Consider the following 24,254-nt stretch of genomic DNA (forward strand, 5'->3'; position numbering starts at 1 on the left):
CCCAAGATGGAAAACGCCCCCCCCGGGGGGCAGCAAGCCGCAGGCGCAGCGTGGGGGCCTTTTTCATGCGCCGCCCAGGGTCGCCGCCTGGGCACGGATCAATGCCTGGATACCGCCGGTCGCCAGGTCCAGCAGACTGTTCAATTCATCGCGGCGGAAGCTGCCGCCCTCGCCCGTGCCCTGGACCTCGACAAAGTCCCCGGCGCTGGTCATCACCACGTTCATGTCGGTGTCGCAGGCAGCGTCTTCCGGATAATCCAGATCCAGGACCGGCCGCCCGTCCACGATGCCGACCGAAACGGCGGCCACCTGACCGCGCAGCGGATTGGCCTTCAACTGGCCGGAGGCCATCAGGCCGCGCACCGCCAGGGCCGCCGCCAGCCAGGCACCGGTGATGCTGGCACAGCGGGTGCCGCCGTCGGCCTGCAGCACGTCGCAGTCCAGGTGCAGGGTGCGCTCGCCCAACGCCTCCAGATCGAATACTGCGCGCAGGCTGCGGCCGATCAGGCGCTGGATTTCCTGGGTGCGGCCGCTTTGCTTGCCCCGGGCCGCCTCGCGGTCGCCCCGGGTGTGCGTGGCACGCGGCAACATGCCGTATTCCGCCGTCACCCAACCCTGGCCTCGGCCTTTCAGGAAGGGCGGCACTTTGTCCAGCACGCTGGCGTTGCACAACACGCGCGTGTCGCCCATGCAGGCCAGCACCGAGCCTTCGGCGTGGCGCGTATAGCCGGTCAACAGTTCGATGCGGCGCAGTTCGTCCGGCCGGCGGCCGGACGGCCGCGACGCGGCGGAATCAGAAGTCGAGGGGATGGTCATGAAGAAATTTCCTGCCAGAAGGCCTGGAGAGGCCAGACTACAATAAGACACCATTGTAGATAAACACCGACGAGACCGCCCCATGATCCGCAGCATGACCGCCTTTGGCTCCGCCCGCCTGGATTCCGACGCCGGGGCGATCAGCGCCGAGATCCGCAGCGTCAACAACCGCTTTCTGGACCTGAGCCTGCGGATTCCGGAAGACCTGCGTTTCGCCGAATCCCGCATGCGCGAACTGGTCGGCCGCCAGGCCCTGCGCGGCAAGGTCGAACTCAAGCTGACCTATGCCGCAATCGACCGCGAAGCCCTGCGCCCCATCGACGCCGAGGCCATGCAGGCCCTGGCGGAACAACTGCAATGGGCGCGCCAGTTCATTCCCGATCTGCCCGCACCGGCTCTGTCCGAACTGCCGCGCGAAGGCGCGACACGCAGCGGTCTGGACGCCGATGTCTGGCTGCCGCTGTGCGAACAGGCTTGCATCCAGGCCCTGGAAGAATTCGGCGCCGCGCGCCAGCGTGAAGGCGCCCGGCTGGCACAGGCCATGCTGACCATGGCCGACGAGATCGACACCATCGTCGTCCGCGTGGACGCCGAACTGCCCGCCCTGGTGCAACAGCATCAGGACCGCATCGCCCAACGCCTGCGCGAGGCCCTGGAGACCGCCAGCCCCGAAGGTTTCGCCGCCATCAGCGGGGCCGAACTGACCGCCCGCATCGCCCAGGAAGCCAGCCTGTTCGGCCTGCGCGTGGACGTGGCCGAAGAGCTCACCCGGCTGCGCTCGCATCTGCAGGAACTGCGCGAAATCCTGTCCGGCAAACATGCCTCGGCAACGCGCGGCGGCAGCGGCAAGCGCCTGGACTTCCTGTTCCAGGAAATGAATCGCGAAGCCAACACCCTGGGCTCCAAGGCCGCAGCCCTGTCCGTCACCCAGGCCGCCATCGACCTGAAGCTGCTGATCGAGCAGATGCGGGAACAGGCGCAGAACATCGAGTGATGTTTCAGGAAAGTCCAGCGTGCCAACGCCAGGCGAGAAGCAAGACCGAATCCGCGAAGCTGCCGAACGGATAGAGGCTGGCCGTAGTGCCTGGACGGTGGCCGACATGGCCGACGCCTATTTCCACGACAAGATCATGGGGCATTGGAAGCACCTCAACATCGTCTGCGGTTCTTTGCCGGCGGACGATGTGCTGATCGCGTCCCGCCTGGGCATGGATGCTGAAGCGTTCCAGAACGACAAGGCAATCCTTCTGCGGCCATGTGGTGTGCGAGGGGTTCGAGATAAACCGGGCCGTGCCGAGGGCTGGTGAGTGATGCGATTCCGCTTCCCCAAAGTCACTCCAGTGGATGGCCGAGCGGCCCATCGCCTTGCCAGAGGCTTGGCCCTGGTTGAGGAGGTGCAACGCGCTGTGGCATTGGAAACGAATGAACTTGGGGGTGGATATCAAGTAAGCGACGAGCGCACCCTGGAACTCGGGGGCCAACTCGGCGAGGCCGTGGATCTGATGCGCGTGGCCCTGGGCGAATGCCATAGTCTGGCCGCGATCTATGCGAAAACGCCCACTGCGGAAGAAATCCACAGCGAGTGAGGCAGTGACAAAGCCCCTTGATGCGACTAATCCAATGGATTACAATACACCATGTACGAAGTCCTGCACGGCATCGTCGAACTGCCCTCCTACATCCGCCTGGCCGACAAACTCTTGAACGCGGAAGAGCGCCAAGACCTGATCGGCTACTTGGCCGAGCATCCCAAGGCCGAGCGCAACGAACTGACCGGCCTGGTGGACGTGCTGGTGAATATCTGGAAAGGACGGGCAAAGTGATGAGCACTGCGTTTGAAAGCATCAAGCAAGGCCTGCAAGAGGCTATCGCGCACGCCCAGGGCGACGAGCGCGGCGTGCGCGTGCATCGCCCGCGCGCCATCAACGTGAAGGCCGTGCGCGCCAAGGTGGGCATGACCCAGGAACAGTTCGCCGCCCGCTTCGGCTTCTCCACCGCGACCCTGCGGCACTGGGAACGCGGCGATCGCACACCGCACGGCCCGGCGCTGGTGCTGCTCAACGTGATCGAGCGCAACCCGCAGGCCGTTATCGAGGCACTGACCTGACGCCGGGCACCACGAAAAATCTTGTACCCGCTGCTGTACCCGTTGAAAAATCGGATTGGTTCAGAGCCATATTTTACGCGGACTCCGGGGGTAAATCCCCATTTTGACGCCAACTTGATGCAAGTTAAGGCGCCAAGACGGGAAAGCGGATTCATCAGACGCAGTTCCCGGTTCGCCACCCTGAATCCTTTAAATCAATCAATTAAAGCTGAATATTAGAAATACAATATAACTGCTTGATTATTAATCTTAATATCTCAAGATAAATTTTCTTTTTCCGGCTCGTTCAGCCTCTCCCCCTCCCGCATCGCAGCAAAACAAACCATCGTTTGATGTGCCGCTGATCGAGTCCGCACCAGCCATATCCCTCATCTGCGGTAATGGCTTCAAAGCCCCCGCCCACCCCTGCTCCTAGACTGGCCTTGCCATCCACAACCCGGAGGGAGGCATCATGGCGCAACGCATCATCGATGGGGTGCTGTCGGCCCTGGCGGGCCTGGTCAGCGTACTGCTGTCCTGGCCCTACTGGCGGGATTTCGAGTATTGGCCGGAATCCCATGCCATGTGGTGGGTGTACATCGCTGCGGGCTACGTCCTGGCGGTCTACGTGTTCTACGTCTTCCTGGGCTGCCTGCGCACTCTGTTCCTGCACGATGAACAGGCACGTCCGGCCACCGGGCGCGACGGACTGGTGCGGGAGGAACGGCCATGAGCTGCCTGAACGGAACCGACTGCCGCGAGCCGGCCAAGCGCCGCGCTGCCCTGGCCGTGCTGGCGCTGATGCTAGCGATCTTCCTGTTGCTGTCTGTCTGGTCCTTTCTGCCTTCGCGCGGGCAGGCCATCCCCGATGCGATCCAGTACGGAGGCGTCGACGCGGTGGAAGGCAAGCGGGTCTTCCAGGCCTACAACTGCATGGGCTGTCACACCATCGTCGGCAACGGCGCCTATCTGGGCCCCGACCTGACACGCATCCACGCCACTGCCGGAGCCGCCTGGCTGGCCGCCTTCCTGCCTTCGGCGGGCGGCTGGCCCACGTCCGCCGCCGTGCGGGTGCAGTTGCAGAACCCGGCCGTCAGGGAAGACGCCGGCACCGCCGACCTGCAGGCCTACCTGCAGCGCCATCCCGGCGCGGCCGAACGACTGGAACAACGCGGCGGGCAACACACCCTGATGCCCAACCTGCCGCTGGACGCCCGCGAAGTCACGGCGCTGATCGCCTTCCTGAAGTACACCTCGACCCTGCACACCGAGGGCTGGCCGCCCAAGCCACGCGAAGATCGACGGATTCCCGCTGGCCTGACCGGGCAGATGCCGGTGGCCGGTCAGGCTGCCGCCACCATTGCACCGGCAGCCGCCCCCACTGCCACGGCAGCCACGCAAGCCCAGGACCCCGTGGCACGCGGCCGGCAACTGGTCGCCGATCTGGGCTGCGTGGCCTGCCACGCCACCGACCAGAAGCGCACAGTAGGCCCGGGCTGGGGCGGCGTGTCCGGCCACGAAGTCCAGTTGGCCGACGGCACCACCGTCACGGCAGACGAGGCCTACCTGGTCCGCTCGATCCGCCAGCCCGATGCCCAGATCGTCGCCGGCTACCCGCCGCACGTCATGCCGCCCTACGACGCGCTGATCGACGAGGCCGACATGCAGGCCATCGTGGCCTACCTGCGCAGCCTGTGAAAAGGAAGCCATCATGATCCAGATCGACTACCGCACGCAGCGCCTGAGCCTGCGCTTCTTCCTGCTGATGCTGGTCCTGTTCGGATTCCAGGTGCTGTTCGGCCTGCTGATCGCCGTGCAGCACGTGGACCCGCGCCTGCTCTCGGGCATTCTCAACTTCAACGTCCTGCGCGCCGAGCACACCAACCTCGGCATCCTCTGGATTCTGTCGGGGTTCATCGGCACCATCCTGTTCGTCGGCCCCCTGCTGTCGCGCCGCGAACTGGCCGCTCCCTGGCTGATCCGCTTCCTGTTCTGGGCCCTGCTGGCCGTCACTCTGTGGAACGTCGCCACCCAATCCCTGGCGGCGCAGGGCACCGCCGGCTGGTGGCTGGGGCAGCCCTGGCTGCAGGAAGGCCTCGAATACCTGGAGGCCGGCCGCGCCGCCGACATCGTCATCTTCGTCGGCTTCGCCATCCTGGCCTGGGTGGTGCTGCGCACGTTTCCATCCCGCCGCGAATGGAACGAGATCCACTGGGGACTGGCGATCGGCGTCTGCGCCCTGACCTTCGTCTGGCTGTTCGGCGTGTTCTTCGTCGAACGCCTGGATCTGCAGGAATATTTCCGCTGGTACGTGGTGCACTACTGGGTCGAAGGCGTCTGGGAAGTCATCCACATCAGTCTGGTGGGCTTCCTGCTGGTGCTGATGTTCAGGGCCGACGTCAAGGCCGTCGGCTACGCCGTGTTCTGGGGGGTCGCAATGGTCTGGCTCTCGGGCCTGATCGGCAACGCCCACCACTACTTCTGGATCGGCACGCCGGAATTCTGGCAGTTCTGGGGCTCGCTGTTCAGCGCCCTGGAGCCGCTGCCCCTGGTGTTCTGCTTCTGGCACATCTACCTGGACGCCCATCAGGACCGCCGCCCGCTGGAAAACGCGCCGGCCTTCTATTTCATCCTGGGCTCGGTGGTGCTGGAACAGGTCGGAGCGGGCATCCTGGGATTCACCATGACCTTCGCACTGACCAACGTCTGGTCGCACGGCACCTGGGTCACGCCCAGCCACGCCCACCTGGCGCTGTTCGGCACCTTCGGCATGCTGGGCATCGCGTCGGCCTATTACGCGATTCCCCTGCTGCGCGGCATCAAGGGCTTCGACCAGCGGCTGGGCCGGATCGCCTTCTGGCTGGTCTTCACCGGCATGCTGGGCATCGCCTTCGCCTTTGCGATCGGCGGCACGATCCAGGTCTTCCTGTACCGTGCCATGGGGCTGGACTGGTTCGGCGGCCAGGTCTTTCCCGCCATGCAGTTCTACAAGGTCCTGGTGCCGGTGTTCGGCCTGGTGTTCCTGGCGGGGGCGGGCCTGCTGATCTACGATCTGCTGACACTGGGGCTGCGCGCCCGCAACGCGCCCCGGCCCCAGGCGGTCTTCCGGGCGGCCGATCCGGGCCGCTGGCGCCGCACGCTGCACGGCGGGGAAGCCGGCCTGTGGCTGGCGGGCATGTGGATCTTCGGCGCCTTCATCACCCTGGGCCTGCTCAGTTTCAACCTGGACGCCGTGGCCCAGGGCGACCCGACCATTCCCTACGTCCTGGCCGGGCTGGGTTATCCGGGCCTGCTGCTGATCACGCTGCTGTTCGTCTGGCGCTTCCTCGCCTCTCTGGAGGCTCGCCCGGCGCCCGGACCGGCACCTGCAGGCTTCGGCCAGGCCGCCGATCAGACCGTCCGGGCCTGAGTCGAACGGCGCAGGGCGACCTGGCGCACCCCCCAGGTCGCCAGCAGGAACGGCGCCGTCAGCGACGGCAACTCCAGCAATTGGAAACCGCGCATCAGGCCCAGGCTGAGCAGCGCGCCCAGGCAGGGCCAGATCCAGGCGCCCGGGCGGATCGTCCGTAGCGCCTCGGCCGCCAGCACGGCGTTGAAACCGTACAGTCCCAGCAAGGCCGCGTCGGTCGGAAAACCCGCCAGACCGGCCACCAGCAGGCACAGGCCGGCAGACAGAGCGGCGGACAGCGCCGCCCAGGGAGTGCCCAGCGCCAGGCCCAGCAGGCACAGGGTGCCTGCCCGGGGATCATCCAGAAACATCACTTGCCCGACCCCGCGCAGCAGTCCCTGAATCGGGCCGCCCCAACCAGGATCAACAGTGACCGTTGCGACGGCACGCGGCAGATCCAGGCCGGTGGCAGCCGCCATCAGCAGCCAGGTGATCAGCACGAACGGTGCCGTATAGGGCGGCACGGAGCACCGGCGGCGCCAGGCGTGCGCCCCCCAGGTCGCCAGGCAGGCCAAAGGCGCCACCAGAGACCAGGCGAGCAAATCGGCCGGCAGCACGATCATGACACCCAAGCCGGTCAACGCGCCGTTGTAGCCATCCAGTCCCGCGCGGCTACCCACGGCATCGCCAGCGGCCATCCCCCATACAGTCCCGGTCAACGCTCCCAGCAAGCAGGCGCCCGCCATCGTCCAGGACTGCCAGGCCACAGCGGCCAGCAGAACCGCGCCGGCCCCGGCGCTGGGCAACAGATAGATCTGGCCGATGCCGCGCAGCAGCATGCGACCGAACACCGCGCCGAACGAATCACGAAGCTGCAGGGACATGGTGGAGGTCTGAAAGAATGGCTTGAATCCAAGTCGCGATCGTACAGCGGGAGCGGCGAGAATGGGCGCATCGCTCCACATACCGCCCATACAGGCGGTGCATGGGCCTCGGCGGCGTACAATCTTCTGGATGAAAAATACGCTCGCCACGGCACCAACCGACACGGTCCAGCCTGAACCCGGCGTGGTCTTCCCCGTCCTGGGGGCCATCAGCCTGACCCACCTGCTCAACGACATGATGCAGTCGGTCCTGCTGGCCATCTATCCGGTGCTGCAGGGCCGCTTCGATCTCAGTTTCGCCCAGGTCGGCGTCATCACATTGGCCTTCCAGTTCTCGTCCTCGCTGCTGCAGCCGGTGGTGGGCCGGCTCACCGACCGCCGCCCGATGCCGTACTCTCTGCCGATCGGCATGGGCTTCACCTTCTGCGGCTTGCTGCTGCTGTCCCAGGCCTGGAACTTTCCCCTGGTGGTGCTGGCTGCGACACTGGTGGGTGCCGGATCCTCGGTGTTCCATCCGGAGTCCTCGCGGGTGGCGCGCATGGCCTCGGCCGGCCATCACGGCCTGGCCCAGTCGATCTTCCAGGTGGGCGGCAACATCGGTTCCTCGATCGGGCCTCTGCTGGCCGCGTTGCTGATCGTCCCCCACGGCCAGGAAAGCGTTGCCTGGGTGTCGCTGGCCGCCCTGGCCGGCATCTGCATCCTGTGCGGCGTCAGCCGCTGGTACGCCGCCAACCTGTCCAGCGTGCGCGGCCGCGCCTCCCTGCGCCAGACCGACACCGGCCTGTCGGCGCGCCAGGTGCGTGGCGCCGTGTCCATCCTGATGCTGCTCATCTTCAGCAAATACTTCTACCTGGCGAGTCTCAGCAGCTATTTCACCTTTTACTTGATCGACCGCTTCGACCTGGGCATCCAGCAGGCGCAGTATTCTCTGTTCGTGTTCCTGGCCGGCGTGGCCACCGGCACCTTGGTCGGGGGCCCGGTGGGCGACCGGATCGGCCGCAAACGCGTCATCTGGGGTTCGATCCTGGGCACCGCGCCATTTTCCCTGGCCCTGCCCTACGCCAACCTCCACTGGACCCTGATCCTGGCGTTCTGCGCCGGGGTCATGATCGCCTCGGCCTTCCCGGCGATCATCGTCTACGCGCAAGAGCTCATGCCCGGCAAGACCGGCACGGTGTCGGGCCTGTTCTTCGGCCTGGCATTCGGCATGGGCGGGATCGGCGCCGCCGCGCTGGGCAGGCTGGCCGACGCCACCAGCATCGCCTTCGTCTACCACCTCTGCGCCTTCCTGCCCCTGCTGGGCCTGGCGGCCTTCTTCCTGCCCGACACGGGGCGCCGCACCGTATGACGCCGCCCGCCACACTTCGACCCGCCGCCTGGCTGACGGCGGCCAGCCTGTTGCTGCTGGCCACCAATCTGCGCCCCCTGTTCGCCAGTGCGGCCATCCTGCTGCCCGAACTGACCCAGGCTCTGGGGCTCTCCAGTGCACAGGCCGGCTACCTGACCACCCTGCCCGTGCTGTGCATGGGGCTGTTCGCCCCGCTCGCACCGTACCTGGCACAACGTTCCGGCATCGAACGCACTCTGCTGTTGGTACTGGCCATGATCACCCTCGGCATGGCGCTGCGCGGCGTCCTGGGCACCACAGGCCTGTTTCTGGGCACCGGCCTGGCGGGCGCGGGCATTGCCCTGGGCAACGTGCTGCTGCCCAGTCTGGTAAAACGAGACTTCCCCGACCGGGCGGCGCTGATGACCGGCCTCTACACCATGAGTCTCGTGGGCGGCGCGGCCCTGGCCGCCGCCGTCACGCTACCGCTCACCCGAGCCCTGGGCGGCCGCTGGGAACTGGGCCTGGCTCTGTGGGCTGTCCCGGGCGTCGTGGCGCTGGCCGCCTGGGCGCCGATTGCCTTGCGTGCGCCCGGCCGTTCGACGAACGGCCGTCACATCCTGCCCGTCAAGGGACTGCGCCGCGACGGCCTGGCCTGGGCCGTCACCCTGTTCATGGGCTTGCAGTCGTCGCTGGCCTATTGCGTGCTGGGCTGGATGGCCCCTATGCTGCGGGATCGTGGGCTGGACGGTACCACAGCCGGTCTGGTGACCTCGCTGTCGATTCTGCTGCAGGTCGCTGCCTGCCTGCTGACGCCCATGGTGGCCTCGCGTTTCCGGGATCAGCGCGGCCTGGCGGTCTTCCTGGCTGCGTCAGCCACCCTGGCCCTGATCGGCATGATCCAGGGGCCGCACTGGTCCATCTGGCCCCTGGCCGTGATCCAGGGCATCGGTCAGGGGGGGCTGTTCGCCCTGGCCGTCATGCTGATCGTGCTGCGGTCCGGCGATGCCCACATCGCCGCCCACCTCTCCAGCATGTCCCAGACGACGGGCTATACCCTGGCTGCGGGCGGCCCCCTGCTGATCGGCGTGCTGCACGACTGGACGGGCGATTTTCAGGCCACGACCGGACTGCTGGCTGCGCTCGGGATCGGCACGGCGCTGACCGGCTGGTCGGCGGGCCGCAGCGCGCTGGTGCGCGCCAGGGTCGTGCAGGAGTAAAAACGAAACGGCCCGCCGCGCTGGAAAGCACGGCGGGCCGTTTCTGCTGCGGTTCCGGAACCCACCGGAGCGGGCGTCCGATTCGGTCGGATCAGAGCCCCGCGTTCGAGAACACCAGCGTGGCGTTGGTGCCGCCGAAACCGAAGCTGTTGGACAACGCAGTCTGGATGCGAGTCTGCGGCAGTGTTTCGCGCAGGATGTTCATGCCCTCGGCTGCCGGGTCCAGGGTGTCGATGTTGGCCGAAGCCGCAACGAAACCATGCTGCATCATCAGCAGCGTGTAGACAGCCTCGTTCACGCCCGCCGCGCCCAGCGCGTGGCCGGACAGGGACTTGGTGGAAGCGATCCAGGGCTGTTTTTCGCCGAAGACCTCGCGGATGGCCTCGAGTTCCTTGACGTCGCCCACCGGCGTGCTGGTGCCGTGGGTGTTGATGTAATCCACGTGCGTCTTCACGTCGATCAGCGCCTGGCGCATGCAGCGCATCGCGCCCTCGCCGGACGGCGCCACCATATCGTAGCCGTCGGAGGTCGCCCCGTAACCGACGATCTCGGCCAGGATGCGGGCGCCGCGCGCCTTGGCGTGTTCGTATTCCTCGACCACCAGAATGCCGCCGCCGCCGGAGATGACGAAACCGTCACGGTCGGCGTCGTACGTGCGCGAGGCACGGTCGGGCGCATCGTTGTAGCGCGTGGACAGGGCTCCCATGGCGTCGAACATGAAGGACAGCGACCAGTGTTCTTCTTCGGCGCCGCCGGCGAACACGATGTCCTGTTTGCCCAACTGGATCTGTTCGACCGCATTGCCGATGCAATGCGCGCTGGTGGAGCAGGCCGAACTGATGGAGTAGTTCACACCCTTGATCTGGGCACCGGTGGCCAGGCAGGCGGACACGCCGCTGGCCATGGCTTTGGTGACCATGTAAGGGCCGACGCGGCGCACACCCTTGTCGTGCAGGGTCTGGATGCCATCGTTGATCGCGGAATGCGAGGCGCCACCGGCGCCGACGATCAGGCCGGTGCGTGGATTGGAGACCAGTTCGGGGGGCAGACCGGCGTCCTGGATGGCTTCCTGCATGGCCAGCCAGGCATAGGCGTGACCGCTGGCCATGAAGCGGCCAAGCTTGCGGTCGATCAGGTCGAGCGCGTTCAGGCGCACCGAGCCCGCCACATGCGAGCGCAGGCCCTGTTCAGCGTACTCCGGCTGGAACGTGATGCCAGAGCGCCCCTGACGCAGGCTGTCCAGAACCTCGGACTGGTTGTTGCCCAGGCTGGACACGATGCCCATGCCCGTAACGACGACACGACGCATAATCGGGCCTCCTAGAAATTGTCCGTGCGGGTGAACAGACCCACGCGCAGATCGTGAGCGACGTAGATCTCGTGGCCGTCGACTTCCATGCGGGCGTCGGCAATGCCCATCACCAGCTTGCGCATCATGACGCGTTTCATGTCGATGGTGTAACGGACCAGCTTGCCGGTCGGCAGGACCTGGCCGGTGAATTTGACTTCACCCACGCCCAGGGCGCGGCCCCGGCCCTGGCCGCCACAGCAGCCCAGGAAAAAGCCCACCAGTTGCCACATGGCGTCCAGCCCCAGACAGCCCGGCATCACCGGATCGCCCTGGAAATGGCAGTCGAAGAACCACAGGTCGGGACGGATGTCGAGCTCGGCCACGATCTGACCCTTGTCGTGCGCGCCGCCCTTGTCGTCGATGTGCGTGATCCGGTCGAGCATCAACATGGGCGGCAGCGGCAGTTGGGCATTGCCGGGACCAAAGAGCTCCCCGCGCCCGCAGGCCAACAGTTCGTCGTAGCTATAGCTGTTCTTTTGCATGATGTTCCGTCTGAGGTCCGCCGGATCGGCGGCCATGGCTGGCGCACGGCGCCCTACATAGGTAAGCTGGCTAGTATAACCCGATATATTTTCAGTCATTCACCGCCGAACCACACCGTTACCGTCCCCCGGACGAACAACGGCGGGTGATCGTTGCCCCAGCCTTCGACCCGATGCACCAGCAGCAGCGGCCCGCTCGCCGCACGGCCATCGAAGGCCCGGGTTTCGACGGATCGGCCCTCCAGCGGCACGCACGGCCCCTGCTCCGATCCCCAGCACAACCGGGTGGAGACACGGGCGGTGCCGTTGTAATCCCGCGAAGCATAGACCCCGGCGATGCGAGCAGAGACCGGCACCGCCGGACCCCGAGGTCCTGGTTCATATAGGACCGACACCGCCCGGCCCTGCGCCTGCAGGCCCTGGCTGACCTGGTCCCGCGTCCAGGCCCGATCGCCGGCCCAGGCTGCGGCTGCGGCGGCCAGGATCAGCATCGCCGCCGCCATCACCGCGCTGCGTGGAACCCGGCCCGCACGCCTCACGGAGCGCATGCCTCCCTCCTTGGCGCTGCACACCGTCTCCTTGACCCGCACACTCATGTCTGCGGCAAGGCGGGCGCGCCCGGCCCGCTCAATTGGAAGACGCCGACAGCCCGGTTCAGGCCGTTCATCTGGTCATTCAGCGAGTGGGCCGCCGTGCCCGCCTCGACCACCAGCGCGGCGTTCTGCTGTGTCACCTGGTCCATCTGACCGATGGCCAGATTGATTTGCTCGATGCCGGAGGCCTGCTCACGACTGGCCAGCGTGATTTCCGACATGATGTCGGCCACCCGCTGGACGCTGGAGACGACATCGGTCATGATCTGACCCGCACCGTTGGCCAGCTCCGCACCCGCCTGAATCTTCTGCACGGTGGAATCGATGAGGCCACGGATTTCCTTGGCGGCGTTCGAGGACCGCTGCGCCAGCGCGCGAACCTCGGAGGCCACCACCGCAAAGCCCTTGCCCTGTTCGCCGGCGCGGGCGGCCTCGACCGCCGCATTCAACGCCAGGATATTGGTCTGGAAGGCAATACTGTCGATCACCCCGACGATCTCGGACATCTGCCGCGTCGAGGCATTGACCTCGCCCATGGTCCCGACCACCCGGGAAACGGTCTGGCCGCCCCGCGAGGCGACCTCGGACGCCGTGGATGCCAGCATGTTGGCCTGCTGGGCGTTGGCCGCATTGTGACCCACCGTGCTGGTGATCTGCTCCATGCTGGCGGCGGTTTCCTGCAGCGAGGCGGCCTGCTGCTCGGTGCGCGCCGACAGATCCAGGTTGCCATTGACGATCTGACCGACGGACTGGCCGATCCACTCGGTGCCCTGGCGGACCTGAGCCACCGCCTGGGCGATGCCGTCATGCATGAGCCGCATGGCGTGCATCAGGCTGGTCTGGTCCCCGGGGCGGACCGGAATGTCCATGCGCAGGTCGCCTTGCGACATGCGGTCCGCGATCTGGATGACGGCATCGGGTTCGCCGCCCAGTTGGCGCACCAGGCGGCGCGACAGCGTCGCGCCCAGCACCAGCAGGATGAGCGCCAGAATGGCCGCCACCAGCGCAAAACCGCCGGCCTGCCGCCAGACGACCGCATCAACCGTATCCAGATACACACCTGAACCCAGTATCCAGCCCCAGGGCGCGAATTCCCGAACATAGGAAACCTTGCTCACGGGTTCATCGACCCCCGGCTTGGGCCACAGGTAGAACACGTAGCCGTCGTGCGTCGGACTGGCCTTGACGGTATCCACGAAAGCCACGAACAGCTTCAGGCCGGTCGGATCCTGCATCCCCGACAGGTCCTTGCCTTCGAGTTCGGGCTTGATCGGGTGCATCACCATGCGCGGCACCATGTCATTGATCCAGAAATATTCCTGGCCGCCATAGCGCATGCCGCGAATGGCGGCCATGGCCTGATCCTTGGCCTGATCCTGGGTCAGCGCGCCGGTTTCCGCCTGATGATGGTAATAAGAGATCACCCCGTAGGCCGTTTCGGTGGCCTGGCGCGCGCCAATCTGGCGTTCCTGCAGCAGAGCACCTCGCTCCATCCACAGCAAGGACGCCGTCAGCACGACGATCCCGACAATCGCCACCAGGGTGAACAGGGCAAATTTGAACGCGGTCGTGCGCGTCCAGGCCTGCAATGACCGTGACATGATTTTTCCTCTTCGAGTGCCCGCCAACCTGATGCGCCCATCCGCTTGCTTGGGACGGCCGCTGGCGGATCACAGCGCGGTCGCGAAATCAGTATACGATTGGAGGAATTTCATCAAGCCGCCGAAAAAAGGCCATATCCCGGGATTTTCCATACCAGCCGATCCCGCCGACTCTACACCCATGTGCATCGCCTACCTGTCTCTGGGGGACCCTGACTGGCCCCTGCTGATCGCCGCCAATCGCGACGAATTCCACGCCCGGCCGACCCGGGCGGCCGGCCCCTGGTCCACAGCCCCGCATCTGATCGCCGGCCAGGATCTGCAAGGCGGCGGCACCTGGCTGGGGGCGACCGCCAACGGCCGCCATGCGCTGCTGACCAACTACCGCGAACCCGGGCATCCCGTGCCGCCCGGCGCTCCGTCGCGCGGCCTGCTGGTGCGTGATTTTCTACTCAGCGAAGACGAACCCGCCGGCTGGATCACCACGATCGCCGCCCGGGCGAACGACTGGGCGGGCTTCAATCTGATCGTGGGCGACGCGCGCCAGACCTGGTACCTGGGCAACCGGGACCCCGCCCGCGCCCCGCGCCGGCTGGCACCCGGCCGCTACGTCCTGTCCAACCACCTGCTCGACACCCCCTGGCCCAAGGCCGCGCGTCTGCGCGCTGCGCTGGATGCCCTGCCGCCTGCGACCTGGGCGCCCGCACCCGAACAGGTCCTTGAGCGGCTGCGCGACACCACCCCCGCCGAAGATGCGCGGCTGCCCGCCACCGGCCTGGGCCTGGAGCTCGAGCGCCTGCTGAGCAGCCCCTTCATCATCAGCCCGGACTATGGCACCCGCTGCTCGACGGTGCTGGTCAGGGCCGCCGACGGCCGGACCTTTTTCTGTGAACAGGGCTACGACGTCACGGGGCGCCCGCAGGAACGCCACGACTGGTGGCTATAAGCCGCACGGCGTGCGCCCCGCCAGGACGGACGCCCCGGGGTGCGCGCTAAAATGCTGCTTTTCACACCCCACAGGAAATCCCCATGAGCACCGGGCTCGCCAGCCAGATATCCGACGCCGTCAAGGCCGCCATGCGCGCACACGACAGCCTCCGCCTGGGCACCCTGCGGCTGCTGCAAGCCGCCATCAAACAGAAGGCCGTGGACGAGCGCATCGAACCCGATGACGCCTCGATCCTGGTCATCATCGAAAAACAGGTCAAACAGCGCCGCGAATCGATCGCCGCATTCGAGTCCGCCGGCCGCACCGACAGCGCCAACCAGGAACGCGCCGAAATGGACATCCTGAAGGAATTCCTGCCCCAGGGCGCCACGCCCGAGGAAATTGCGGCCGCCATCGATGCCGCCTTCGCCCAGGCTGCCAGCCAGGGACAGCAAGGCGGCGCCGCCATGGGCGCGATCATGGCCCAACTGAAAAAGGCGCTGGCCGGCCGCGCCGACATGGCCGCCGTATCGGCACAGGTCCGCGCCCGCCTATAGCCCCGGGCCCGGATTCAACCGGATCACGTCGTTGGTTCGCCTCGTGATCCGGCTGAATTTCAGCCGGCCGAGGCGGTCGGTTCCAGAGTCTGCCCGGCCCTGATGCGCTGGACCAGATCGGGATTGCGAACGAACGAGCGGCCGAAGGCGACCGCCTCGCCCCGCCCCGCCTGGACGGCGCGCAGCGCAGAATCAGGATCGTAGCCCTCGTTCAGCACCAGCGCGCCGCTGAAGGCGTCGCGGATCACCGGGGCCAGCGCATCCGCACCCTCGTGTTCGCGCACGCAAATGAATGCGGTGCGCCGCTGGCCCAGTTCGCGGGCCACGTGACGGTACAGCGCCACCGGATCCGAATCCCGCATATCGTAGCGGTCGTCGCGCGGCGACAGATGCACCCCGACGCGCCCCGCCCCCCAGATGCCGGCACAGGCATCGACGATTTCCAGCAGGAAGCGGCTGCGCTTGCACACCGTGCCGCCATAATCGTCCTGACGGCCATTGGAGCCATCGTGCAAAAACTGATCGATCAGATAACCGTCACCGGCGTGCACTTCGACCCCGTCGAATTCCGCCAGCCAGGCGTGGCGGGCCGCCTGTTCGAAATCCGCAATCACGCGCCGGATCTCATCGAGCCGCAGGCTGCGCGGCACGACAAAGCCCCCGGCCTGCAGGCACGGGCCCCGTCCACAGGCAATGGCGCTGGGCGCCACGGGCATCTCGCCCGACAGGTATTCCGGGTCTGACACCCGGCCGGCATGCCACAACTGCAGAACGATGCGCCCGCCGCGCCGATGCACGGCGTCCGTCACCGCCCGCCAGCCCTGGGCCTGGGTAGAGTTCCAGATGCCCGCCATGTTGGGATGCCCGACACCCAGCGGCGACACCGAGGCCGCCCCGGCCAGGATCAGGCCCGCGTCGGCGCGCTGAGTGTAAAACGCGCGCATGCCATCATCGGGTACGCGGCACTGCGCAGGCCATGCCCCCGCCGACGGCGCCATCACGATACGGTTGGGCAGTTCGATTTCACCCAGCCTGACCGGATCGAACAAACTTGTCATATCATGCGGGAAAAAGCGGGGCTGATTCAGCGCATGTTCTGTCATGATTTGCTGCAATGCACCATCCAGATATTAAATTCACATAAAAATCCATCAGGGTTTTTACCAGATTTTCCAGCCCTTGACCATCGCGGAAACGCTATCCGGGACATGCATAAAGGAACACCATGGGACAATTCGCCGTCATCGGACTCGGTCGCTTCGGCAGCGCCACCTCGCTGGAACTGATGCGGCTGGGCCATTCGGTCCTGGGCGTGGACGCCGATGGCCGAGTCGTCGATCAGATGGCCGACAAGCTGACCCGTGCCGCCATCGCCGACGTCACCGACCGCGACACCCTGGCCGAACTGGGCCTGGCCGAGTACGACGTGGTGCTGGTCGCCATCGGCGAAGATCTGCAGGCCAGCCTGGTCTGCACCGTGCACCTGAAGGCGTTGGGCGTCAAGGTCCTGTGGGTGAAGGCGTCCTCACGCGCACACCATCTGATCCTGGCCAAGCTGGGCGCCAGCCGCATCATCCATCCGGAAGATGAAATGGGCATTCGCATCGCCCAGGTGCTCAGCTACCCCATGGTCAACGACTACATCTCCCTGGGCAATGGAGATTTCGTGGTCGAAATCGAAGCCAGCGCGAAACTGGACGGCCACACCCTGGGCGACGCCCTGACCACCGAACCGCCGGGCGCCATCCACGCCCTGGCCGTCAAGCGCAAGGGCGAGACCACCGTGCACCCCTCCCATCAGTTCGTGGTACGCGCCAAGGACACCCTGATTCTGTTCGGTCCGCTTCATTACCTGAAAATCGCAGCGCCCAAACTGAGCTGACACCCCGTTTCTGCGCCTCCTTGTTTCGATCTGCATGACCCCGTCCCTCGACCGCCCCGACTGAGCATGACCCGCTTCACCATCCACCCGCTGCAGGCCTACCGCCAGGCGCGCCACACCGGCCAGTTGCAGGCCAGTCCGCCCGCCGTCCTGGCCGGCAGCTTCCTCGTCCTGATCCTGATCGGGACCGTGCTGCTGTCTCTGCCGATCGCGCAACGCCACCCCTTCGGCGTGTTCGAGGCGCTGTTCACCGCCACCTCCGCAGTCACCGTCACCGGCCTGATGCTGATCGACCCTGCCCTGGACCTGAGCTTCTTCGGCCAGGCCGTGCTGCTGGCCCTGGTACAGATCGGCGGCATCGGCTTCGTCACCTTTGCCATCATCGCCACTCTGACCCTGGGCAAGCGCGTCAGCCTGAAATACCAGGCCCTGGCGCTGGAAGCCTTCAATCAGACCAGCGTCTTGCGCATCCGCCAGACGGCGTTGACGGTGCTGAAATTTTCCCTGGCGATCGAAGGCGCAGCCATCCTGATCCTGACCCTCTGGTGGTGGCGCCACGACGACCTGGGACATGCCTTTCTGCTGGCCGGGTTCCATGCCGTCTCCGCCTTCAACAACGCCGGCCTGTCGCTGTTTCCCGGCAGCCTGGCCAGCTTCGTCGGCGACCCGGTCACCACCTTCGTCATGACCGGCTGCATCATCCTGGGCGGGCTGGGCTTCAGCGTACTGGCGGATATCAACCAAAAACGCAGTTGGTCGACGCTGGCCTACTACACACGGCTGATGCTGATCGGCACGCTGATCCTGAATCTGGTCGGCCTTGCGCTGTTCTGGCTGATCGAGGCGCACAATCCCCACACCCTGGGCGCGCTGCCGACCGCCAGCCAGGGCCTGGCGGCCTGGACCCAGGTCGTCGCATCGCGCACGGCCGGCTTCGCCAGTGTGGACGTCGATCAGTTGCACGACAGCTCGCGCTTTTTGCTCACCGGCCTGATGTTCATCGGCGGGGGGTCGCTGTCCACCGCCAGCGGCATCAAGCTCGCCACCTTCATCGTCCTGCTGGCCGTGGTCCGAGCCTACATCCTGCAGCGCAAAGAAGTCGTGCTGATGCACCGCGCCATCGCCCCCGAGACCATCCAGAAGGCCCTGGCCCTGATGATGGTGTCGGGCCTGCTGGTCTGCCTGGGCATCTTCCTGGTCAGCCTGTTCGAAAGCCTGCCCTTCATCGCCGTGGTCATGGAAGTGATGGCGGCCTTCAGCACCACCGGCATCAGCCCCGACCTGACCCGCACCCTGAGACTGCCCAGCCAGATCATCCTGATGCTGCTGATGTTCATCGGCCGCCTGGGCCCCCTGACCCTGGTCTACAGCCTCGGCACACAGCGCCGCAGCCGGGTGCGCTACCCCGAAACGGTGGTGCAGATAGGGTGAATCTCTTCCTGATGTACTACTATTGCTTTTTCTCTCAGTCCCAACCTTTCATTAGGATTCCGTCCATGGTGATTACCATCGCACGTCAAGCGGCACTGTGCGCCGCTTTGGGCCTTGCCGGCCTGGCCACCACGGCTTCGGCCGCCACCCTGAAAATCGGCACCGAGGGCGGCTACCCGCCCTGGAGCATGGTGGATGCCAACGGCAAGGTCACCGGCTTCGACGCCGACGTTGGTCAAGCCCTGTGCAAGAAACTCGACATGAAATGCCGCTTCGTGGTCCAGGCTTTCGACAGCCTGATCCCCGCTCTGCAGGCTGACCGCTTCGACCTGGTGATCTCCGGCATGTCCGTCACCGCCGAACGCGCCAAAGTCATCTCCTTCAGCCTGCCCTACGCGACGGAAGACTCCGCCTTCGTGCTGCCCAAGGACAACGCCCTGCTGAAGGCCGCCGACTCCAAGGCGCTGATGGCCGGCCTGGCGGGCAAGACGGTCGGCGTGCAAAGCGGCACCACCCAAGGCGCCTACCTGCAGAAATACGCCCCGGACATGAAGCTCAAGACCTACGAGACCCAGGACCAGATGCAGATGGACCTGTCGGCCGGCCGCCTGGATGCGACCTTCTCCGAAGTCACCCCGCAAAGCCAGTTCCTGGACACCACCGGCAAGGGCAAATTCGCCCTGGCCGATGCGGTGATCAAGAGCAGCGCCGACCCGGACATCCTGGGCCTGGGCATCGGAGCCGGCATCAACCAGAAAAACACCGAGCTGAAGGCCAAGGTGGACAAGGCCCTGTGCGAACTGATCGCCGACGGCACCATCAAGTCCTCCAGCACCAAGTGGTTCGGCGTCGATCTGTCCAACTACGCCGCCTGCAAGTAATCCTTCGCAAGGACACGGCCGGCCTCCCCGGAGGCCGGCTTTTCAATTCATTTCATGATTCAGTCCCTGCACGATATCCTGAGCGCCGGCTGGGGCAATATGCTGCTGCGCGGCGCGGCCATGACCGTGTTCATCAGCGTGTGCGGCATCTGCCTGGGCATGCTCATCGGCATCGCCGGCGCGGCCGCCAAGACCGGCGCCAGCCGTCCGGTGCGCGCCCTCGTCGCCCTGTACACCCTGATCGTGCGCAGCGTCCCGGAGCTGCTCATCATTTATCTGCTGTTCTTCGGCGCGGTCCAGCCCGCTGCCGACCTGGCCGACTGGCTGGACTGGGACGACCTGATGAGCACCGTCTTCCCCATGCTGATCGGCATCCTCGCCATCGCCCTGATCTCCGGGTCCTACAGCGTCGAAGTCTTTCGCGGCGCCTTCAAGGCCATCGATCCCGGCCAGCTCGAAGCCGCCCGCGCCATCGGCCTGAGCCGCCGCCAGTGCCTGCAACGCATTACCCTGCCGCAATTGTTCTGGTACGCCCTGCCCGGCGCCAACAACGTCTGGCAGGCCGCCCTGAAGGACACCGCCCTGATCTCTCTGGTGGGCCTGGTCGAACTGATGCGCGCCGCCGTCCTGGGCGCGGCCGCCACGCGCGCGCCCCTGGCCCTGTACCTGATGGCCGGCATCCTGTATTTCCTGATCGGCGTCTGCAGCCAGGGCCTGTTCGTCTGGGCCGAGCGCCACTTCGGGCGCGGCATGCGGGGGGCCTGACAATGATCGAACTGTTCGAACAAGCCGTCCCCGTCCTGATCGAAGGCTTCTGGATCACGCTGCGCATCGGCCTGCTCTCCATCCTGTTCGCCTCGCTGCTGGGCCTGGGTGCGGCGCTGATGCGCACGGCCCCGAACCGGCTGGTGTCCGGCACCGCCTTCGCCTACAGCACCGTCTTTCGCGGCACGCCGCTGCTGATCCAGTTGTTCTTGCTGTACTACGGCATCGGCACCCTGGAATTCGTGCGCGAGCAACCCGTCCTGTGGTGGCTGTTTTCCGACGGCGCGCGCTGCGCCATCCTGGCCATCGCCCTGAACAGCGGCGCCTACATGAGCGAGGCCATCCGCGGCGGCCTGCAGTCCGTGCCCACCGGCCAACTGGACGCCGCCGTGTCCTGCGGCATGAACCGCCTGCAGGTCTTCCGCCGCATCCGTTTCCCCCTGGCCATCCGCCAGGCCTTCCCGGCCTACAGCAACGAACTGGTGCTGGCGATCAAAGGCACCAGCCTGGCCTCCACCATCGCCGTGATGGAACTGACCGGCTTCGCCCGCCGCCTGATGAGCCAGAGCTACCTGATCGTCGAAACCTTCATCATTGCCGGTATTCTGTATCTGGCCATCAACGTGACCTTGCTGGGCTGCGCCTGGCTGGTGGAGCGCAGCCTGGGGATCCGGTCGGGGGATTGAGTCCTCAATGGCTCATCGATCATGACGAAACCCACCGCCGGCAAACCCGCCCCCTGCCCCTGCGGCCTGCCGGCCGCCTACGCCGACTGCTGCGGCCGCTGGCATCGTGGCCCACTTCATTTGCAAGCGCCCGACGCCCAGGCACTGATGCGTTCACGCTACAGCGCCTACGTACTGGATGAACTGGACTATTTATTGCAGACCTGGCATCCCGACACCCGCCCGCCGGTTCTGGAACCCAACGAACCCGGCACCCGCTGGCTGGGACTGGCCGTGCGCCGCCACGTCCGTCTGGATGACGATCACGAGATCGTGGAATTCGTCGCGCGGGTCCGGGTCAACGGCCGCGCCAGCCGGATTCATGAAACCAGCCGATTCACGCGGGTGGCGGGGGTGTGGGTGTATGTGGATGGAGACGTGCAAAGGTAAGCCATGCCGGGCATGATGCCAGACATAGATTTTCCATTATCAAGTACAATGGCAAATCTATGATCCATCATGACTTAGGTTGATGCGCTTGGCCAGGACGGCAAGACCTATCTGGACTCGATCACGCATGCCAAAAAAAAACGTCATTGTTGTCAATATGAATGTGCTTGACAAGATTCGCATGTGGGGTAACTGCGTGCGGCTGCAAAGAGTCAGGCAGCACATTCGGGCCGAGGATCTGTGCCAACGAATTTCCATCTCCAGACCGACGCTGCGGCGCCTTGAGGAAGGCGACCCAGGCGTAGCTGCATCCACTTATCTGTCCGCCCTGAATGTCTTGGGCCTGCTCGATCGCGTAGCACCGGAACTGGAACCCAGTCTCTATCTGGGCGGCGAATCCACCCGAGCGCGCTCCCCTTTCGAGGCTGACGATGACTTCCAGTAACTGCTACGTTTACCTTGAGCATCCACACACGGGGATCTGGATCACCATTGGGCGTTATGGCCAGTCAGACAACGCCGCAGGCCAATTCCAGTACGCAAAAAGCTACCTGGGGGACCCCAGCTCTGTGGCGATCGACCCCATCAACCTGCCGCTGCTTCCCGGATTGATTCCGGCTACTCGATATCAAGGGCTGCATGACGTCATTCGAGACGCATGTCCAGACTCTTGGGGCCGCACACTGATCAAACGGGAATTCGGCCTGACCGAGAGCGCACCGCACCTTTCATATCTGATGAAGGCTGGCAATGCCGACCAGTGGGGGGCATTGGCCATTGGAACATCCAGACAGCCATCGATCGCTCACTTGAACAACCCCAAGCTGCCTGAACTGGAGGCTCTGGTCCTGGAATTGACCGCCATGAGCGATCGGCTGCCGGCGATCAATGCCAAGCTACGGCGCAAGATCCTCTCAACGCCAAGCCTGGGCGGGGCCCGACCCAAGGCAACCGTGCAAGATCACCAGATCTTCTGGCTTGCAAAACCGGTCCTGTCATCCGATGTGTTCGATGTTCCCTTGTTGGAGCACGCAATGCAGCAATGGGCCAGCGCGACAGGGATGAATTTTGCACAGACACAATACATTTCCTTTTCCGATACCAAAGGGACGGGACTGTCCGTACTTCTGTCTTCCCGGTTTGATCGAGTGCAAGGGCGCCGGCGGATGGTACTGAGCGCAGCTTCTATGCTGCAGGCCGAATACCCAAACTCAACAGTGGAACAAACCTCGCGGTGGAGCTACCCAAGGCTCTCTGACGCATTGGCGCAAATCGGTGTTCCCAGGCAGGATCAGATCGAATTGTTCAACCGCATGGTTTTCAACGCCGTTATTGGCAATGATGACGACCACCCGCGAAATCATGCGGCCATCTATGTGCCCGAAGAACAACGATGGCGGCTTGCCCCTGCTTTTGATGTGGTCCCCGAAACTGCATTCATGCCTCAAAAGTTATCGATGATTCTCGGAGAAAGCAGCACCACCATTTCACGCGCCAACATCCTTGCCGATGCACTTCGCTTCGGGTTTGCAAACATGGATCAGGCACAGTCCCATTTAGACGCCTTTCTGCATCAGTTGCGAGTCACGTATGAGCGAATTCAGCCAATCTTGACTGACAGCATGAATCAACTGATGCTGGACCGTATTGATCGTACCTGGTGAATTGACGCGAGTCACGAGTGCGTTGTAGCCGAGGGCAATCGCCATCCGGGAAAGTCGTTCAAAACGGCTTGATCGCGATCTTCAGCACCCCGTCACGCTGGTGAGCGAACAGGTCGTACGCCGCGACGATGTCATCCAGCGGATAGTGGTGGGTGACGAGCGCGCCGAGATCGAGGCGTTCGGCCGCGATCACGTTCATCAGGCGGCGCATGCGCTCCTTGCCGCCGGGGCACAGGGCGGTATTGATGCGATGGTCGCCCAGGCCGGCGGCGAAGGCGTCCAGCGGAATCTTCAGATCCTGGGAATACACGCCCAGGCTGGACAGCGTGCCGCCAGGCTTGAGGCAGCGCAGCGCCTGCTCGAACGTGGTCTGCGTGCCAAGCGCCTCGATGGCCGAATCGGCGCCGCGTCCGCCCGTCAAGCGCATCACCTCATCGACCACGTCGCATGAGCGGAAATCGAGCGTGACGTCGGCACCCAATCGCCGCGAAATGCCCAGGCGGTGCTCGTTGCCATCCACCGCGATGACGGTGGTCGCGCCCAGCAAGCGCGCACCGGCGGTCGCACACAGGCCGATAGGCCCCTGCGCGAAAACGACCACCGTGTCGCCCAGGCGGATATTGGCGTTCTCCGCTCCCTTGAAACCGGTGGACATGATGTCCGGGCACATCAGCACCTGCTCGTCGGTGAGACCGTCCGGAATCGGCGCAAGATTGGCCTGCGCGTCGGGCACCAGCACGTATTCGGCCTGGGTGCCGTCGATCAGATTGCCGAAACGCCAGCCGGCGGTGGCCTTGTAGCCATGGCAGCCGCAACGCCCGGAGGGGATCAGGTAGCTGCCATCCTGCGACGGAACGCCGTCCTGGGCCGCGTATGAGCCGAAATTCGGGCAGATCGCGCCGGCGATGACGCGCTGGCCTTCCTGATAGCCCGTGACCGCACTGCCGAGTTTTTCGATGATGCCCACGGGCTCGTGGCCGACGGTCAGCCCCCGGGCGACCGGGTACTCGCCTTTGAGGATGTGGATGTCAGTGCCACAGATCGTGGTAGTGGTGATGCGGACCAGCGCATCGTTGGGGCCGACATCAGGGATGGGCTTTTCGGTCAGTTCGATCCGACCGGGTTCGACAAAAACAGCGGCTTTCATTGTGGCGGCCATGGCGCTCTCCTTCACGAGATCGACGGGTGCAGGCCCCGCCTGCAGATGATGGTGCCATCGTATCGGCTCTCTACGAATTGCTGCTTGCGTCAGATCATGAAAACCCCATTTGGCATGGGGATAT

28 protein-coding genes are annotated in these 24,254 nt (G+C 65.2%); 20 read left to right on the forward strand and 8 right to left on the reverse strand.

The features are described from left to right. Nucleotides 1-63 precede the first annotated feature (63 nt). On the reverse strand, nt 64-816 hold the full coding sequence (gene rph, locus WA983_RS11180) for a ribonuclease PH (RefSeq protein ID WP_424312032.1): 753 nt from the start codon (nt 814-816) through the stop codon (nt 64-66). Between the two features lie 82 nt (nt 817-898). Here rph and WA983_RS11185 point away from each other — a divergent pair, with 82 nt between their 5' ends. The 8 genes from WA983_RS11185 to WA983_RS11220 all read left to right on the forward strand — a co-directional run bounded on the left by WA983_RS11185 (nt 899) and on the right by WA983_RS11220 (nt 6,311). Continuing rightward, nucleotides 899-1,810 carry a YicC/YloC family endoribonuclease gene (locus WA983_RS11185; RefSeq protein ID WP_424312033.1) on the forward strand — a complete coding sequence of 304 codons (912 nt, stop codon included), beginning with the start codon at nt 899-901 and terminating at the stop codon, nt 1,808-1,810. A 106-nt stretch (nt 1,811-1,916) separates the two neighbouring features. Then, complete coding sequence (locus WA983_RS11190) at nt 1,917-2,123, forward strand: hypothetical protein (protein WP_424251939.1); 207 nt, start codon at nt 1,917-1,919, stop codon at nt 2,121-2,123. Nucleotides 2,124-2,222: 99 nt separating this feature from the next. Continuing rightward, entirely contained in the window at nt 2,223-2,402 is a 180-nt protein-coding gene (locus tag WA983_RS11195) for a hypothetical protein (RefSeq protein ID WP_424312034.1), read from the forward strand. A gap of 51 nt (nt 2,403-2,453) precedes the next feature. Continuing rightward, a complete protein-coding gene (locus WA983_RS11200; RefSeq protein ID WP_424312035.1) occupies nt 2,454-2,639 on the forward strand; it encodes a hypothetical protein in 186 nt (61 codons plus the stop codon). Further along, nucleotides 2,639-2,923 carry a helix-turn-helix domain-containing protein gene (locus tag WA983_RS11205; protein WP_424251955.1) on the forward strand — a complete coding sequence of 95 codons (285 nt, stop codon included), beginning with the start codon at nt 2,639-2,641 and terminating at the stop codon, nt 2,921-2,923. The genes WA983_RS11200 and WA983_RS11205 overlap by 1 nt, the downstream gene beginning before the upstream one ends. Nucleotides 2,924-3,374: 451 nt before the next feature. Beyond that, on the forward strand, nt 3,375-3,635 hold the full coding sequence (locus WA983_RS11210; RefSeq protein ID WP_424251945.1) for a hypothetical protein: 261 nt from the start codon (nt 3,375-3,377) through the stop codon (nt 3,633-3,635). Further along, nucleotides 3,632-4,600 (forward strand): c-type cytochrome, encoded by a 969-nt coding sequence (locus WA983_RS11215; protein WP_424312036.1) that lies wholly within the window; start codon nt 3,632-3,634, stop codon nt 4,598-4,600. Before WA983_RS11210 ends, WA983_RS11215 begins: the two co-directional genes overlap by 4 nt. 13 nt (nt 4,601-4,613) lie before the next feature. Continuing rightward, complete coding sequence (locus WA983_RS11220; protein ID WP_424251948.1) at nt 4,614-6,311, forward strand: cbb3-type cytochrome c oxidase subunit I; 1,698 nt, start codon at nt 4,614-4,616, stop codon at nt 6,309-6,311. On the opposite strand, the gene WA983_RS11225 is transcribed toward WA983_RS11220, so the two are convergent. Continuing rightward, a complete protein-coding gene (locus WA983_RS11225) occupies nt 6,293-7,174 on the reverse strand; it encodes an urea transporter (RefSeq protein ID WP_424251949.1) in 882 nt (293 codons plus the stop codon). The genes WA983_RS11220 and WA983_RS11225 overlap by 19 nt on opposite strands. Before the next feature lie 130 nt (nt 7,175-7,304). Between WA983_RS11225 and WA983_RS11230 the strand changes: the two genes are divergently transcribed. Next, nucleotides 7,305-8,522: an MFS transporter gene (locus tag WA983_RS11230; RefSeq protein WP_424312037.1), complete on the forward strand. Its 1,218-nt coding sequence runs from the start codon at nt 7,305-7,307 to the stop codon at nt 8,520-8,522. Beyond that, the gene (locus tag WA983_RS11235; protein WP_424312038.1) at nt 8,519-9,721 is read left to right on the forward strand and encodes a CynX/NimT family MFS transporter; all 1,203 of its coding nucleotides are present in this window, start codon (nt 8,519-8,521) and stop codon (nt 9,719-9,721) included. The genes WA983_RS11230 and WA983_RS11235 overlap by 4 nt, the downstream gene beginning before the upstream one ends. 91 nt (nt 9,722-9,812) lie before the next feature. On the opposite strand, the gene fabB is transcribed toward WA983_RS11235, so the two are convergent. The 4 genes from fabB to WA983_RS11255 all read right to left on the reverse strand — a co-directional run bounded on the left by fabB (nt 9,813) and on the right by WA983_RS11255 (nt 13,748). After that, complete coding sequence (gene fabB / locus WA983_RS11240; protein WP_424249398.1) at nt 9,813-11,030, reverse strand: beta-ketoacyl-ACP synthase I; 1,218 nt, start codon at nt 11,028-11,030, stop codon at nt 9,813-9,815. A gap of 11 nt (nt 11,031-11,041) precedes the next feature. Next, a complete protein-coding gene (gene fabA, locus WA983_RS11245; protein ID WP_407932645.1) occupies nt 11,042-11,557 on the reverse strand; it encodes a 3-hydroxyacyl-[acyl-carrier-protein] dehydratase FabA in 516 nt (171 codons plus the stop codon). A gap of 92 nt (nt 11,558-11,649) precedes the next feature. Beyond that, a complete protein-coding gene (locus WA983_RS11250; protein ID WP_424249400.1) occupies nt 11,650-12,102 on the reverse strand; it encodes a flagellar protein FlhE in 453 nt (150 codons plus the stop codon). Between the two features lie 44 nt (nt 12,103-12,146). Then, nucleotides 12,147-13,748, reverse strand: coding sequence for a methyl-accepting chemotaxis protein (locus WA983_RS11255; RefSeq protein WP_424312039.1), 1,602 nt, complete (start codon nt 13,746-13,748; stop codon nt 12,147-12,149). A gap of 181 nt (nt 13,749-13,929) precedes the next feature. On the opposite strand from WA983_RS11255, the gene WA983_RS11260 reads away from it, so the two are divergent. Further along, nucleotides 13,930-14,694: an NRDE family protein gene (locus tag WA983_RS11260; RefSeq protein ID WP_424312040.1), complete on the forward strand. Its 765-nt coding sequence runs from the start codon at nt 13,930-13,932 to the stop codon at nt 14,692-14,694. An 83-nt stretch (nt 14,695-14,777) separates the two neighbouring features. Beyond that, nucleotides 14,778-15,233, forward strand: coding sequence for a GatB/YqeY domain-containing protein (locus WA983_RS11265; protein ID WP_424312041.1), 456 nt, complete (start codon nt 14,778-14,780; stop codon nt 15,231-15,233). Between the two features lie 59 nt (nt 15,234-15,292). On the opposite strand, the gene WA983_RS11270 is transcribed toward WA983_RS11265, so the two are convergent. Next, a complete protein-coding gene (locus WA983_RS11270; RefSeq protein ID WP_424312042.1) occupies nt 15,293-16,291 on the reverse strand; it encodes an alkene reductase in 999 nt (332 codons plus the stop codon). A gap of 167 nt (nt 16,292-16,458) precedes the next feature. Between WA983_RS11270 and WA983_RS11275 the strand changes: the two genes are divergently transcribed. From WA983_RS11275 to WA983_RS11310, 8 genes are all read left to right on the forward strand, one after another. Then, nucleotides 16,459-17,115, forward strand: a complete 657-nt coding sequence (locus WA983_RS11275) for a potassium channel family protein (RefSeq protein WP_424250482.1) — start codon at nt 16,459-16,461, stop codon at nt 17,113-17,115. A 66-nt stretch (nt 17,116-17,181) separates the two neighbouring features. Then, nucleotides 17,182-18,546, forward strand: a complete 1,365-nt coding sequence (locus WA983_RS11280) for a TrkH family potassium uptake protein (protein ID WP_424250484.1) — start codon at nt 17,182-17,184, stop codon at nt 18,544-18,546. Between the two features lie 65 nt (nt 18,547-18,611). Further along, nucleotides 18,612-19,427 carry a transporter substrate-binding domain-containing protein gene (locus WA983_RS11285; protein WP_424250486.1) on the forward strand — a complete coding sequence of 272 codons (816 nt, stop codon included), beginning with the start codon at nt 18,612-18,614 and terminating at the stop codon, nt 19,425-19,427. Between the two features lie 54 nt (nt 19,428-19,481). Then, on the forward strand, nt 19,482-20,192 hold the full coding sequence (locus WA983_RS11290) for an ABC transporter permease (protein ID WP_424250488.1): 711 nt from the start codon (nt 19,482-19,484) through the stop codon (nt 20,190-20,192). A 2-nt stretch (nt 20,193-20,194) separates the two neighbouring features. Further along, nucleotides 20,195-20,878 carry an ABC transporter permease gene (locus WA983_RS11295; protein WP_424250490.1) on the forward strand — a complete coding sequence of 228 codons (684 nt, stop codon included), beginning with the start codon at nt 20,195-20,197 and terminating at the stop codon, nt 20,876-20,878. A 21-nt stretch (nt 20,879-20,899) separates the two neighbouring features. Then, nucleotides 20,900-21,307: a YchJ family protein gene (locus WA983_RS11300; protein WP_424250492.1), complete on the forward strand. Its 408-nt coding sequence runs from the start codon at nt 20,900-20,902 to the stop codon at nt 21,305-21,307. Nucleotides 21,308-21,434: 127 nt separating this feature from the next. After that, complete coding sequence (locus WA983_RS11305; protein ID WP_424250494.1) at nt 21,435-21,752, forward strand: helix-turn-helix domain-containing protein; 318 nt, start codon at nt 21,435-21,437, stop codon at nt 21,750-21,752. Further along, on the forward strand, nt 21,739-22,971 hold the full coding sequence (locus WA983_RS11310; protein WP_424250496.1) for a type II toxin-antitoxin system HipA family toxin: 1,233 nt from the start codon (nt 21,739-21,741) through the stop codon (nt 22,969-22,971). The genes WA983_RS11305 and WA983_RS11310 overlap by 14 nt, the downstream gene beginning before the upstream one ends. 58 nt (nt 22,972-23,029) lie before the next feature. Here the strand turns inward: WA983_RS11310 and WA983_RS11315 are convergent, their stop codons facing one another. After that, nucleotides 23,030-24,130 carry an NAD(P)-dependent alcohol dehydrogenase gene (locus WA983_RS11315; protein WP_424250497.1) on the reverse strand — a complete coding sequence of 367 codons (1,101 nt, stop codon included), beginning with the start codon at nt 24,128-24,130 and terminating at the stop codon, nt 23,030-23,032. Nucleotides 24,131-24,254: the final 124 nt, after the last annotated feature.

It is taken from the genome of Castellaniella sp. (assembly GCF_049650445.1).
GTDB lineage: Bacteria > Pseudomonadota > Gammaproteobacteria > Burkholderiales > Burkholderiaceae_B > Castellaniella.